Raw genomic sequence first — 13687 nt, forward strand, 5'->3', positions numbered from 1 at the left:
CACCGACCTGTTCCTGCGGTCGGTGCACGGTCTTCGTCGAGGGGGAACAGAAAAACCCGCTGGGGGCCGCGGCTTCCCCTCCGCAGCCCCCAGCGGGAGCTTGTTGCGTAACCCACTCTACGACCCCCGTCCCGGCTGCGGCAAGGGACACGCCGGGTCGGCCGGCCGTCAGAGCAGCCGCGGCTGGGACACTCCCTCGAGGCCCTTGCCCCGCGGCCGCCGGCCGGTGCGCTTCTTGGCGGCGCCGATCGGCTCAACGGTGGCGGGGATGGTCTGCTGCCCGGTCTGCTCGGCCTGCTGCCGGCGCAGCAGGTCGATCGCCTCCTCGAAATCCCCGAGGCCGTCGAAGGCCTGGTAGACGCTGGCGAAGCGCAGGTACGCCACGACGTCCAGCCGGCGCAGCGGGGCCAGGATCGCGAGCCCCACCTCGTGGGCCTCGATCTCCGCCGCGCCCAGCGCCCGGATCGTCTCCTCGACCTCCTGGGCGAGCATCGCGAGGTCGTCCTCGCTGACCGGCCGGCCCTGGCAGGCCTTGCGCACCCCGTTGACGATCTTCTGCCGGTCGAAGGGCTCGGTGACGCCCGAGCGCTTGATGACCGAGATGGTCGTGGTCTCGAGCGTGGTGAACCGCCGGCCGCACTCGGAGCACTGGCGGCGGCGGCGGATCGCCGTCCCGTCGTCCGTGGTGCGGCTGTCGACGACCCGGGAGTCGGTGTGACGGCAGAACGGGCAGTGCACGGCCGGATCAGCTCCCGGTGCGGATCGTGATGGCCCGGCCGTGCGCGGGCAGGTCCTCGGAGCGTGCGACGGCCACGATGTCCTCCCCGATCCGGGCGAGCGCGTCCTGGGTGTACTCGACGATCTGCACCGCCTTCATGAAGGCGGTGGTGGACAGGCCCTGGGCGTGCACCGCCGTCCCGCCCGTGGGCAGCACATGGTTCGAGCCCGCCGCGTAGTCGCCGAGCGGGACGGGGCTGTAGGGGCCCAGGAACATCGCCCCCGCGTTGCGCACGCGGGCGGCGACCTCCTGCGGGTCGTCGGTGTGGATCTCGAGGTGCTCGGCGGCGTAGGCGTCGGCCACGGCGATCGAGGCGTCGAGGTCGTCGGTCAGCACGATCCCGGACTGCGGCCCGGACAGGGCGGTGGCGATCCGCTCCCGGTGCTTCGCCTCGGGCACCTGGACGGCCAGCTCCGCGGCGACCCGCTCGGCGAGCCCCGGCGAGTGGGTGATCAGGACCGCGCCGGCGGCGGGGTCGTGCTCGGCCTGGGAGATCAGGTCGGCGGCCACGTAGGCCGGCACGGCGGTCTCGTCGGCCAGCACGGCGATCTCGGTGGTCCCCGCCTCCGCGTCCACGCCGACCACGGACCGGAGCAGGCGCTTGGCCGTGGCGACGTAGACGTTGCCCGGACCGGTCACGGTGTCGACCGGTTCGAGGACGTCCTCGCCGTCCGTGACCCCGTGGGCCATGGCGGCCAGCGACTGGGCGCCGCCGATGGCCCAGACCTCGTCCACGCCCAGCAGCCCGGCGGCGGCGAGGATCGTGGGGTGCGGCAGACCGCCGAACGCCTTCTGCGGCGGGCTGCACAGCACCACCGAGCCGACCCCGGCCGCCTGGGCCGGGACGACGTTCATGACCACGGACGAAGGGTAGACGGCCAGTCCGCCGGGCACGTACAGGCCCGCCCGGCGCAGGGGCGTCCACCGGTGCACGAGCACAGCACCGGGCGCGACCTCGACGCGGGCGTCGGCCGGCCGCTGCGCCTGCGCGAAGGCCCGGGTCCGCTCGATGGCGGTCTCCAGGCCCCGGCGCACGGCCGGGTCCAGCTCGTCGACGGCCCGCCGGATCTCCGCCGGGTCGACGCGCAGCCGCTCCTGCTCCACGCCGTCGAAGCGCTGCGCGTAGCGGCGCAGGGCGTCGGCGCCCTCGGCGCGGACCGCGGCGATGATCTCCTCCACGGCCCGCTGGGCCGAGGCGAGCGACGTCGAGCTCTGCCGGGGAACTGCCGCCCTCAGCTGGGACCAGGACAACTGCCGGCCGCGCAGGTCGATCGTTCGCAGGACGGGAGTCGTGGTCGTCTCAGCAGTAGTCACGCTCTCCATGGTATTCCACCGCGACGCCCGGCCGGGTGCCGGACCTTGCGCTCCGCCGCCCGGTGGGCTACACCTCCAGGCAGGTCGGGCCGAGCAGGACCTTGAGGTCCCCGAACAGCGCCGGTGACGGGTTCACCCGCAGGTCCGGGCTCAGGCGCAGGACCTGCACCTTCTGGCGCGTCTCGAGGTGGATGCGGACCTCGGAGTCCCCGCGGTGATTGCGCAGCACCGCGCCGATCTCCTTGACCGTTTCCTCCGTGGCGCGGAACTCGGGCAGGGCGATCAGCACGGGACCGCTGTGCCCGTCCGCCGAGAGCTCCGGCACGGTGAGCTCCTGCGCGGAGATCGTCACCGACCCGTCGTCCCGGCGCTGCAGCCGGCCCTTGATCACGCAGATCAGGTCCTCCGCGAGCACGCCCGCGATGGGGGCGTAGGCCTTGCCGAAGAACATGATCTCGATCGAGCCCGTCCGGTCCTCGAGCTCCACCCGGGCGTAGGCGTTGCCCGAGGTCTTGGCGATCCGCCGGGACAGGGACGTGATCATGCCGGCCACGGTCACCACGGCACCGTCGGGCCGGCCGTCCTCGCCGAGCAGCGGCTGGATCGAGGTGTCGGCGTACTGGCCGAGCGCCTCGTCGAGGCCGCGCAGCGGGTGGTCGGAGACGTACAGGCCCAGCATCTCGCGCTCGAAGGCCAGCAGGTCCTTGCGCTCCCACTCGGGCACGTCCGGCACGGCGACGGTCAGCGACGTCGTGGGGTCCTCGTCGTCCAGGCCCATGCCCCCGAAGAGGTCGAACTGACCGGCCGCCTCCTGGCGCTTGACGGCCACCGTGGCGTCCACGGCCTCCTCGTGGCAGAGCACGAGCCCGCGCCGGGTGTGGCCCAGCCGGTCGAAGGCGCCCGCCTTGACCAGGGACTCGATGGTGCGCTTGTTGCAGACCACGGCGGGGACCTTCGCGAGGAAGTCGTTGAAGGAGGTGAAGGCGCCGTGCTCCTCCCGGGCCTCGACCATCGCACTGACCACGTTGGCGCCCACGTTGCGCACCGCGCCCATCCCGAATCGGATGTCGGTGCCCACCGGGGTGAAGTTCAGCGCGGACTCGTTGACGTCCGGGGGCAGCACGGTGATGCCCATCCGGCGGCACTCGGTGAGGTACAGGGCGAGCTTGTCCTTGTCGTCGCCCACCGAGGTCAGCAGCGCGGCCATGTACTCGGCCGGGTAGTGCGCCTTGAGGTACGCCGTCCAGTAGGACACGAGGCCGTACGCCGCGGAGTGGGCCTTGTTGAACGCGTAGTCCGAGAACGGCAGCAGGATGTCCCACAGGGCCTTGATGGCGGCCTCGGAGTAGCCGCGCTCCACCATGCCGCCGTGGAATCCCTCGTACTGCTTGTCCAGCTCCGACTTCTTCTTCTTGCCCATCGCGCGGCGGAGGATGTCCGCCTGGCCGAGGGAGAAGCCCGCGACCTTCTGGGCGATCGCCATGACCTGCTCCTGGTACACGATGAGGCCGTAGGTCGTGTTGAGGACCTCCGCGAGCGGCTCCTCGAGCTCGGGGTGGATCGGGGTGATCTCCTGCTGACCGGTCTTGCGCAGCGCGTAGTTCGTGTGCGAGTTCGCGCCCATGGGACCGGGGCGGTAGAGCGCGATGACCGCGGAGATGTCCTCGAAGTTGTCGGGGCGCATGAGCTTGAGCAGCTGGCGCATGGGTCCGCCGTCGAGCTGGAACACCCCGAGGGTGTCGCCGCGGGCCAGCAGCTCGTAGGACTCGGCGTCCCCGAGACCGAGGTTCTCGAGGTCGAGGACGAAGCCGTCCTGGTTGAGCGTGATGTTCTCCAGGGCGTCGGAGATGATCGTCAGGTTGCGCAGGCCGAGGAAGTCCATCTTGATCAGCCCGAGACCCTCGCACGTGGGGTAGTCGAACTGGGTGATGACCTGGCCGTCCTGCTCGCGGCGCATGATCGGGATGATGTCGATCAGCGGGTGCGAGGACATGATGACGCCGGCCGCGTGCACCCCCCACTGGCGCTTGAGGCCCTCGAGGCCCTCGGCGGTCTCGAAGATCTTCTTCGCCTCGGGATCCTGGGCGAGGACCTCGCGCAGCTCGTCGGCCTCGCCGTGGCGCTTTGCGGAGTCGTCGTAGACGTCCTTGAGGGAGATCCCCTTGCCCATGACGTCCGGCGGCATGGCCTTGGTGAGCTTCTCCCCCATCGAGAAGGGGTAGCCGAGCACGCGCGAGGAGTCCTTGAGCGCCTGCTTGGCCTTGATGGTGCCGTAGGTCACGATCATGGCCACGCGCTCGTCGCCGTACTTCTCGGTGACGTAGTGGATCACCTCGGAGCGGCGGCGGTCGTCGAAGTCGACGTCGAAGTCGGGCATGGAGACGCGGTCCGGGTTGAGGAAGCGCTCGAAGATCAGCCCGTGCGCCAGCGGGTTCAGCTCGGTGATGCGCATGGCGTACGCGACCATCGACCCGGCCCCGGAGCCGCGCCCCGGGCCCACCCGGATCCCGTTGTTCTTCGCCCAGTTGATGAAGTCGGCCACCACCAGGAAGTACCCGGGGAAGCCCATCTGCAGGATGATGCCCTTCTCGTAGTCCGCCTGCCGCTGGACGTCCTCGGGGATCCCGCCGGGGAAGCGGTGGTGCAGGCCCCGCTGCACCTCCTCGACGAACCAGGACTCCTCGTCGTGGCCCTCGGGGGTCGGGAAGCGGGGCATGTAGTTCGCGGAGGTGTCGAACTCGACGTTGCACCGCTCCGCGATCTCCAGGGTGTTGTCGCAGGCCTCGGGGAAGTCCCGGAACAGCTCCCGCATCTCAGCGGGGGACTTCAGGTAGAACTCGTCGGCGTCGAACTTGAACCGCTTCGGGTCCGCCAGCGTCGACCCGGACTGCACGCACAGCAGGGCGGCGTGGGACTTCGCGTCCTCGGCGTGCGTGTAGTGCAGGTCGTTGGTGGCCACGAGCGGCAGCTGCAGGTCCTTGGCGAGCTTCAGCAGGTCGCCGGTGACCCGCTTCTCGATCCCCAGGCCGTGGTCCATGAGCTCGCAGTAGTAGTTCTCGGCGCCGAAGATGTCGCGGAACTCCGCCGCGGCCTGCCGGGCCTCCTGGTACTGGCCCAGGCGCAACCGGGTCTGGACCTCGCCGGAGGGGCAGCCGGTGGTCGCGATCAGGCCCTTGCCGTAGGTGTTGAGGAGTTCGCGGTCCATGCGCGGCTTGTACAGCTGGCCCTCGAGGGACGCCAGGGATGAGGCGCGGAACAGGTTCTGCATGCCCTGGGTGGTCTCGGCGAGCAGCGTCATGTGCGTGTAGGCGCCGCCGCCGGAGACGTCGTCCCGGCCGCCGTCGGCGAACTTCACGCGGGTGCGGTCGGAGCGGGCGGTGCCCGGCGTCAGGTACGCCTCCACACCGATGATGGGCTTGATCCCCGCGTTGCGGGCCTTGTTCCAGAAATCGAAGGCCCCGAAGACGAAGCCGTGGTCGGTCGTCGCCAGGGAGGACATCCCCAGTTCGTGGCAGGCCTCGAAGAGGTCGTCGAGGCGTGCCGCACCGTCGAGCATGGAGTACTCGGTGTGCACGTGCAGGTGGGTGAAGCTGTTCTTGCCGGTCGCCGTCGTCACCCGACCAGTGTAGTGGCCCGCACCGACCGCCCCGCCCCGCCGGGGCCCGCCCGCAGCGGGAGGCTCCGACGGATCAGGTGGGCCCGCCGTCGCGCAGCGTCTCGAGGGCGAAGGAGAGGTCCGGCGGGTACGGGCTCTCGTACTCGACGGGCTCCCCCGTCCCGGGGTGCTCGAAGCCGAGGCGCTTGGCGTGCAGCCACTGCCGCGTGAGCCCGAGGCCGGCCGACAGAGCGGGGTCCGCGCCGTAGGTGAGGTCCCCGCAGCAGGGGTGGCGCAGCGCGGAGAAGTGCACGCGGATCTGGTGGGTGCGGCCGGTCTCCAGGTGCACCTCGACGAGCGCCGCCCGGCCGAAGGCCTCCAGGACCTCGTAGTGGGTGATCGACGTGCGGCCGCCCTCGACCACGGCGAAGCGCCAGTCGTAGCCGGGGTGGCGCCCGATCGGCGCGTCGATCGTCCCGCGCAGGGGGTCCGGGAGGCCCTGCACCACGGTGTGGTAGACCTTCGTGACCGTCCGGTCCTTGAAGGCCCGCTTGAGCGCGGTGTACGCCCGCTCGGTGCGGGCCACGACCATCAGCCCGGACGTGCCGACGTCGAGCCGGTGCACCACGCCGGCCCGCTCGGGGGCGCCGGAGGTGCTCACGGCGACGCCCGCGCCCGCCAGGGCGCCGACCACGGTCGGCCCCTTCCAGCCCGGCGAGGGGTGCGCCGCGACGCCCGGTGGTTTGTCGATCACCACGATGTCGTCGTCCAGGTGCACCACGCGGAAGTCCTCGACCAGCTGGGGCACGATCCGTGCCGGGTCCTCGGGGACGGGCACGTGCACGGTGAGCGTCTGCGAGGCCTCGACCCGGAAGGACTTGGCGACCGGCCGGTCGCGGTGCAGCACGCGCCCCTCGGCGCAGAGGGCCGCGGCCGCGGAGCGGGAGAGACCCGTGAGGGCGGCCACGGCCGCGTCCGCGCGGTGGCCCTCGAGCTCGGCCGGCACGGTGAAGCGCTCCCGCACGTGCTCCTCGGACTCAGCCACGGGTGCCCTCCTCCTCCGGGGAGGCTTCGAGCGGCTGACCGTCCCGGCCGCCCGAACCCGTGCGGGTGCCGTCGAGCTCCCGGCCGAGCAGGGTCAGGAGCACCACGAGGGACACCCCCGTGACCACCCCGCAGTCGGCGATGTTGAAGATCGCGAAGCGCGGCACGGCGATGAAGTCCACCACGTGACCCACTCCGAAGCCCGGATCCCGCAGGAGCCGGTCGGTCAGGTTGCCGAGGGCGCCGCCGAGGACGAGGCCCAGGGCCAGTGCCCACGCGGCCGAGCGGACGCGGCGGAGGGTGAGCACGATGAGGACGGAGACGACCACCATGACCAGGGTGAAGACCCAGGTGATGTCCTTCCCGAGCGAGAACGCGGCGCCGGGGTTGCGGATGAACTGCCACCACAGCAGCCCCTCGACCACCGGCGTCTGCTGGCCGAGCTCCATGGTCGCGACGACCCACCACTTGGTGAGCTGGTCGGCGGCGTAGACCAGCAGCGCGGCCGCCGCGGCGAGGAGCAGGACGCCCCGCGGCACCCCGCGGTCGGGCGCGCCGGCGGGAACTTCGGGGGACTCGCTCATGCTCTCCTCGGGTGGCGGATCGGGGCTCGGGTCCGCCTCGCAGGACGGGGCGGCGGGGACATCGGCCCCGTCCCATGGTGCCACGTCCGCCCGCGAACCCCGTCCGGGAGCGTCCCGTCCGCACCACCCCCACCGGAGCACCCGGGCCAGGGCGACGACGGAGGGACCGGCCCGTGGCCGGTCCCTCCGCGGGGCGCGCGTCGTGGCGCGGTGGCTAGGCCTGCTCGGTCCGGACCGCGCCGGCGGCGCCGTCTGCGGTCCGGGCGGGCTCGAGGGACGGGGTGGTGTCCAGGTCCTGCAGCTGGTCCTGGATGTACGCTTTGAGGCTGGTGCGGTAGTCCTGCTCGAAGTCGCGCAGGCCCGAGACGCGGGCCTGCAGCTCGGCCTGCTCCTCCTGGAGGGCGGTGAGGGTCTCCTCGCGCGTGCGCTGGGCGTCCGTGACGAGCTCCTCGGCCCGGTCGCGGGCCTCGCCGATGATCCGGTCCCGCTCGGCCGTGCCCTCGGCGACGTACTCGTCGTGCAGCTTCTGGGCCATCGCGAGGACGCCGGCCGCGGACTGCGCCGCGCCGGAGACGGGCTCCGTTCCCGCGGGGGCGGTCTCGGCGGCACCGGTCTCCGGCAGGTCGGCCCCGACGGGGACCGTCTGCTCCACCGCGTCCTGCTGCGCACCGCTGGCGACCGGCGCGGAGGGCTCGGCCCCGACGGCGTCCTCCGCGACCGGGAGGCCGGGCTCCGAGACGGGCGACGGCGCGGAGTCCTTGGGGGCGACGGGCTGACCGGCGGCCTCGAGCTGCTGCTTGAGGTCCGTGTTCTCCTGGTTGAGGCGGCGCAGCTCCACGACGATCTCGTCGAGGAAGTCGTCGACCTCGTCCTGGTCGTAGCCCTCCCGGAACTTGGTGGGCTGGAACCGCTTGTTGATGACGTCTTCGGGCGTCAGTGCCATGGGTGCATTCCTTCGTGGGCGGGGCGCGGGCGCGGCCCGCGGCGGGGGATCCGTACGACCGTGGCCGGGGCGGCACGGTGGCCGGCGCCCGGTGGTCGTGCGGTTACAGCGTACAGGCCGGTCCGCCGCGGGCCGGGTCGGACCGGCACCGGGTCAGCCGGCACCGGGTCAGCCGGCACCGGGTCAGCCGGCACCGGGTCAGCCGGCATCGGGTCAGCCGGCATCAGGCCGACCCGGCATCGCAGGGGTCCGGCACCGGGTCAGGCCAGCATCGAGCCGACGATGCCCTGCACGATGCTGACGGCGAAGATGAGGATGAGAAACCCGAGGTCCAGCGACACCCCGCCGAAGCGCAGGGGCGGCACGATCCGCCGCAGCCACCGCATCGGCGGGTCCGTGACGGTGTACACGGCCGAGGCGCCGACGAGGGCCGCCCCGCGGGGCCGCCAGTTGCGGGCGAACATCTGCACCCAGTCGAGGACGAGGCGCGCGAGCAGCGCGACGTACACGAGATGCAGTGCCAGGTACAGCACGGAGAGCAACACGTCCATCGGTCCGCCTCAGTCCTCCTGCTGGTCGTCGGTCTCGTCCTCGCCGCCGGGGGGGTGCCCGACGACCTCCACGTAGGACGGGGTGAGCAGGAAGACCTTGCCGGTCACCCGTTCGATGGAGCCGTGCAGGGCGAAGACCAGGCCGGCGGAGAAGTCGACCAGGCGCTTGGCCTCGGCGTCGCCCATGTCGCTGACGTTCATGATGACGGGCGTGCCCTCGCGGAAGGCCTCGCCGATGGACTTCGCGTCGTTGTAGGAGCGGGGGTGGACCGTGGTGATCGTGCGCAAGGTCGAGCTGTCCTCTCGAGAGCTGGAGGGGGCGCGTTTGATGGGAGTGACCGGCGCCCGGTACTCGGCCGACCGGCGCGGCACGGCCACCGCGGTGGACTCGTGGGCGCGGGTCTCGCGCGGCTCCTCGCGGACCGCGACGGCGGGCTGGTGCTCCTGGCGGGACGGCGTCGGCTCGTCGTAGTCCTCGTCCGTCTCGGCGAGGCCGAGATAGATCATGGTGCGGCGCAACGCTCCGGCCATGGTGCTCTCCTTGACTGTCTGTGCGGATATCGGCGGTGGGGGGACTTCCGGGATCCTCGGACCGCCCGGCGCCCGTCGAGCTGTGCGGGACGCGGTACGGCCCTGGCCCCGCGGGGCCGTCCTCCAAGCTATCCTACGGGCGCCCGGGGGCCGAGGATATCGGAGCCGACGCGCACGTGCGTGGCTCCCCGGGCGACCGCCTCCTCGAGGTCCTGGCTCATGCCCGCGGACACGGCCGTGGCCTCCGGGAGGGAGTCCCGCAGCTGCTGCGAGAGCTGCTGGAGGCGGTCGAAGGCGGGTCCCGGGGGCGCCCCCAGCGGGGCGACGGCCATGAGGCCCCCGGCCCGCAGCCCCTCGGTGCGGGCGATCTGCTCGGCGAGCCCGACGACGTCCTCGGGGCGGGCGCCCCCGCGGCGCTCCTCGGCGTCCAGGGAGACCTGCACGAGGCACGTCAGGTCCTGGTCGGCGCACGGCCCGGGGGCCGCGTGCCCGGCCGCCGCGGCCTCACGGTGCCGCTGCACCGCCTTGCCGAGGGCCGTGACGAGGGAGGCACGGTCCACGGAGTGCACCCACGACGCGTAGCGCACGACGGACTTCGCCTTGTTGGACTGGAGCTGGCCGACGAAGTGCCAGGTGAGGGGTCCGTCCACGAGCCCGGACACCTCCCGCGCCTTGGCGGCGGCCTCCTGGTCCCGGTTCTCCCCCACGTCCCGGACACCCAGTCCGTGCAGGCGGGCCACGTCCGCGGCGGGGAAGAACTTGGTCACGGCGACCAGCACGGGCTCCTCGGCCGCCCCGCTCCGTCGCGACGCGTCCGTGATCCGGGCGCGCACCCGGTCGAGGGACCGGGCGATCTCCCGGGTCCGCGGATCGTCGCCGCCCGGGGCGGCGGTCCGGTCGGCGCTCATGCGGCGTCCTTCCCGCGGGGACCGGCGCGCCAGACGAGGCCGACGATGCGGCCCGAACCCGGGTCCCGCCGGTGCGAGGACAGCCGCTCGTTCTCGAACGTGCAGGAGGAGCCGGCCGCCGACGGCTCGACGACGCGGACCCCGAGGGCGGCCAGCCGCTCCCGTGCCCCGGCACGGAGGTCGAGGGCCGGGGTGCCCCAGGACGTCGTGGCGGCCACCGCGGGGATCCGCTGGGCGGACTCCTCGCGCATGGCGGACGGCACCTCGTAGCAGCTCCCGCAGATCGAGGGCCCGAGCCACGCCGACAGCCCGCGCGTGCCCCGGGCCCGCAGCTGCTCGACCGTGCGCTCGAGCACGCCCTCGAGCAGTCCGCGGCGCCCGGCGTGCGCCACGGCCGTGAGCGGGCCCCGGGGGCCCTCCCCGACCAGGAGCACGGGCACGCAGTCGGCGACCATCACGGCCAGTGGCACGCCCGCCGCCGTGACCGCGGCGTCCGCGGTCGGCACGGCCGGCCGGCCGTCCCGGTCCGCGTCGGCGACGTCGGTCCCGTGCACCTGCTCGAGGAACACCAGGGCGCCGTCGGGGACGCCCATCGACCGCTCGAGCGCGGCGCGACGGGCCCGCACCGCGTCCGCGTCGTCACCCGTGTGCAGCGCGAGGTTGCCCGCGCCGCGGTCCGTGAACGCCACCCGGACGCCCTGGCCCACGTCGTCCTGCCACCAGAACACCGGGTCCTCCTGCCGTGCCTCGTCGTGTCCCGTCGTGCCGCCGCCGGCGGCGGCGGTCGAGCGGGGATCAAAGCGCCCGGGGGCGGACGCGGGTCCTCCGCGTCCGCCCCCGGGGGCGGGACTCACTTCAGGAAGTCGGGGAAGTCCAGCGAGTCCTTGCGCCCGGATCCCGCCCCGGCGCCGGCCTCGGCCTCGGCCGGCAGGTCCACGTCGAAGCCGGCGTCGTCGGGCACGTCGTCGTTCTGCACCGGCTGCGCCCACCGCTGCGAGGTCGAGGGCTGGCTGAAGGAGGGGGCGCCGCCGCGCTGCGGGGCGCGGCCCAGGCCGGCGGGCTGGGCCGCGCCGGAGCCGAAGGCCGCGCGCGTGGTCGCCGCCTGCTGGGCGGCCGCGTTGGTGTTGTTCGCGTTGGTCTCCGGGCTCACCGAGTCGAAGCCCGCGGCGATGACGGTGACGCGGGCCTGGTCGCCCAGGGCGTCGTCGATGACCGCGCCGAAGATGATGTTCGCCTCGGGGTGGGCGACCTCCTGCACCAGGCGGGCGGCCTCGTTGATCTCGAACAGGCCGAGGTCGGAGCCGCCCTGGATGGACAGGAGCACGCCGTGGGCGCCGTCGATGGAGGCCTCCAGCAGCGGCGACGCAATGGCGAGCTCGGCGGCCTTCACGGCACGGTCCTCGCCCTGTGCGGCGCCGATGCCCATGAGCGCCGAGCCGGCGCCCTGCATCACGGACTTCACGTCGGCGAAGTCGAGGTTGATCAGCCCCGGGGTGGTGATCAGGTCGGTGATGCCCTGCACGCCGGAGAGCAGCACCTGGTCCGCGGACTTGAAGGCGTCCAGCATGGACACGTTGCGGTCGGAGATGGACAGCAGCCGGTCGTTGGGGATCACGATGAGGGTGTCGACCTCGTCGCGCAGCATCTCGATCCCGTTCTCCGCCTGGTTGGACCGGCGGCGGCCCTCGAAGGTGAACGGGCGGGTGACGACACCGATGGTCAGGGCCCCCAGGGAGCGCGCGATGCGGGCGACCACGGGGGCGCCGCCGGTGCCGGTGCCGCCGCCCTCGCCGGCGGTCACGAAGACCATGTCGGCCCCCTTGATGACCTCCTCGATCTCCTCGTGGTGGTCCTCCGCCGCCTGGCGCCCGACGTCGGGGTTGGCGCCGGCGCCCAGGCCACGCGTGAGCTCGCGCCCGACGTCGAGCTTGACGTCGGCGTCGCTCATCAGCAAGGCCTGCGCGTCGGTGTTGATCGCGATGAACTCGACGCCGCGCAGCCCCTCCTCGATCATCCGGTTGACGGCGTTGACGCCGCCGCCGCCGATTCCGACGACCTTGATGACGGCCAAGTAGTTCTGGGGGGTGGAGGAGTCCATGGGTACCTAACTCGAGATGGTTCGGGTCCGGGAACGCGAGCCGTTGCTCAACCTTCTATCCAAGGTTGACTCTCAGGCCGTCCGCTGCTCTCCCGGTGGTTCGATGTCGGGGTCAAGACTAACAACGACGGGGACCACCTGCACGACAAGCCATACCGCTTTCGACACTTTTCGCCAAAACCGCACGTCGTACCCAGATTCGGCCCTTCTCTCGACCTCTGGTGGAACGTGAGCGCGGACGTCGTCCGTCAGCGCACCACGGGCCGCGTCGGACTCGACACGTCGTAGGTCTCGACGCCGCTGCCGGCGCCGCGCGCCTCGACGAGTTCCCGCAGCACCTGCGACTTCAGCTCGCTGTCCTCGGCGGTGCCCCAGACGACCATGCGGCCGTCCGTGAACGCCAGCTCCACCGAGGACAGGGACTCGGCCGAGGCGGTGCGCAACTGGGCGAGCACGGACTCCGGCAGGGCGGCCAGCACGTCGGCGATGGCCTCGAACCGTTCGCTCGCGAGCACGTCGCGGCCGCCCGTGACGACGGGCACGCCCGCCTCCTCCGCCGAGCCGGCGGTCATCAGCTCCACCCCCTCCGAGTCGACGACCACGAAGTCGTCGCCGTCCTCGATCGCCGCCACGGGCACGCGCTCGTGCAGCGCCACCACGAGGTGGTGCGGCGGCTCGAGCAGGACCTCGATGGAGCGGACCTGCGGGATCCGCCCCACCCGGTCCCGCACCTCCTCCTTGGAGATCCGGGTCAGCGGGACGCCCCGGTAGACGTCGAGCGCGGACTCGACGCGCGCCGGGTCCGTCAGCTCGGCGCCGCGCACCGAGACGTCCCGCACGGCGAGCGCCGGGGAGAGGAACAGGACGCCGGCGAGCACCGCGAGGGCGGCCAGCAGGCCGAGGACCGCGCCGATCCGGCGGCGCCGGCGACGGGCTCCTGGCGAGGCGGGAAAGGCGACGACCGTGGCTCCGACGGCAGTGGAACCGGCCCGCGCGGGCTCGTCCTCCGGGGGGAGCCGGGAGGCGGTGAGCGTCCGGGAGGCGGCGCGCTCCTGCCGGGTCCGCCGCCAGGCACTGAACCGGCCGCCGGCGGCCGGGACCTCCTCGAGGTCGTCCTCGTCGGCCAGCGGCGTGACCTTGGTCCCGTCGTTCACGCGCACGCGCCCGCCCTGCGGAACGGTTCCGCCGGAAGCGGTGGTGCTCCCGGAGGCGGTGCTCCCGGACCGGGGCGGGTCCCCGGGTCGGGGACTTCCCGGCGGTGCGGGGACACGCTCCGGGACGGGGCCCGTGGAGGTCTCCGGCAAGGGCCCGTCAGCGGTTCCGGGAACGGGGCCGTCCCCG

13 protein-coding genes are annotated in these 13687 nt (G+C 72.8%); all 13 read right to left on the reverse strand.

The annotated features are described in order from the left end of the window. Window positions 1-168: 168 nt before the first annotated feature. The gene (nrdR, locus tag ACFYE1_RS01870) at window positions 169-738 is read right to left on the reverse strand and encodes a transcriptional regulator NrdR (RefSeq protein ID WP_344120216.1); all 570 of its coding nucleotides are present in this window, start codon (window positions 736-738) and stop codon (window positions 169-171) included. Between the two features lie 7 nt (window positions 739-745). Further along, window positions 746-2101 (reverse strand): histidinol dehydrogenase, encoded by a 1356-nt coding sequence (hisD, locus tag ACFYE1_RS01875; RefSeq protein ID WP_387739337.1) that lies wholly within the window; start codon window positions 2099-2101, stop codon window positions 746-748. A 58-nt stretch (window positions 2102-2159) separates the two neighbouring features. Beyond that, a complete protein-coding gene (dnaE, locus tag ACFYE1_RS01880; protein ID WP_387739339.1) occupies window positions 2160-5708 on the reverse strand; it encodes a DNA polymerase III subunit alpha in 3549 nt (1182 codons plus the stop codon). Between the two features lie 73 nt (window positions 5709-5781). Then, a complete protein-coding gene (locus tag ACFYE1_RS01885; RefSeq protein WP_387739340.1) occupies window positions 5782-6732 on the reverse strand; it encodes an RluA family pseudouridine synthase in 951 nt (316 codons plus the stop codon). Next, window positions 6725-7315, reverse strand: a complete 591-nt coding sequence (lspA, locus tag ACFYE1_RS01890; protein ID WP_387739342.1) for a signal peptidase II — start codon at window positions 7313-7315, stop codon at window positions 6725-6727. Before lspA ends, ACFYE1_RS01885 begins: the two co-directional genes overlap by 8 nt. A gap of 214 nt (window positions 7316-7529) precedes the next feature. Further along, window positions 7530-8258 (reverse strand): DivIVA domain-containing protein, encoded by a 729-nt coding sequence (locus ACFYE1_RS01895; RefSeq protein ID WP_387739343.1) that lies wholly within the window; start codon window positions 8256-8258, stop codon window positions 7530-7532. A 103-nt stretch (window positions 8259-8361) separates the two neighbouring features. Next, on the reverse strand, window positions 8362-8475 hold the full coding sequence (locus tag ACFYE1_RS01900) for a pentapeptide repeat-containing protein (RefSeq protein WP_387739498.1): 114 nt from the start codon (window positions 8473-8475) through the stop codon (window positions 8362-8364). Window positions 8476-8518: 43 nt separating this feature from the next. Then, entirely contained in the window at window positions 8519-8809 is a 291-nt protein-coding gene (locus ACFYE1_RS01905) for a YggT family protein (protein WP_387739346.1), read from the reverse strand. A 9-nt stretch (window positions 8810-8818) separates the two neighbouring features. Further along, window positions 8819-9340: a cell division protein SepF gene (locus ACFYE1_RS01910; protein ID WP_387739347.1), complete on the reverse strand. Its 522-nt coding sequence runs from the start codon at window positions 9338-9340 to the stop codon at window positions 8819-8821. A 128-nt stretch (window positions 9341-9468) separates the two neighbouring features. After that, window positions 9469-10248 (reverse strand): YggS family pyridoxal phosphate-dependent enzyme, encoded by a 780-nt coding sequence (locus ACFYE1_RS01915; RefSeq protein ID WP_387739349.1) that lies wholly within the window; start codon window positions 10246-10248, stop codon window positions 9469-9471. Beyond that, window positions 10245-10976: a polyphenol oxidase family protein gene (locus tag ACFYE1_RS01920; RefSeq protein WP_387739351.1), complete on the reverse strand. Its 732-nt coding sequence runs from the start codon at window positions 10974-10976 to the stop codon at window positions 10245-10247. Before ACFYE1_RS01920 ends, ACFYE1_RS01915 begins: the two co-directional genes overlap by 4 nt. Before the next feature lie 122 nt (window positions 10977-11098). Continuing rightward, entirely contained in the window at window positions 11099-12346 is a 1248-nt protein-coding gene (gene ftsZ / locus ACFYE1_RS01925; RefSeq protein WP_387739354.1) for a cell division protein FtsZ, read from the reverse strand. 248 nt (window positions 12347-12594) lie between these two features. Then, window positions 12595-13506 (reverse strand): cell division protein FtsQ/DivIB, encoded by a 912-nt coding sequence (locus tag ACFYE1_RS01930; protein ID WP_387739356.1) that lies wholly within the window; start codon window positions 13504-13506, stop codon window positions 12595-12597. Between the last annotated feature and the right edge of the window lie 181 nt (window positions 13507-13687).

Source organism: Kocuria nitroreducens, from assembly GCF_042879195.1.
GTDB lineage: Bacteria > Actinomycetota > Actinomycetes > Actinomycetales > Micrococcaceae > Kocuria > Kocuria nitroreducens.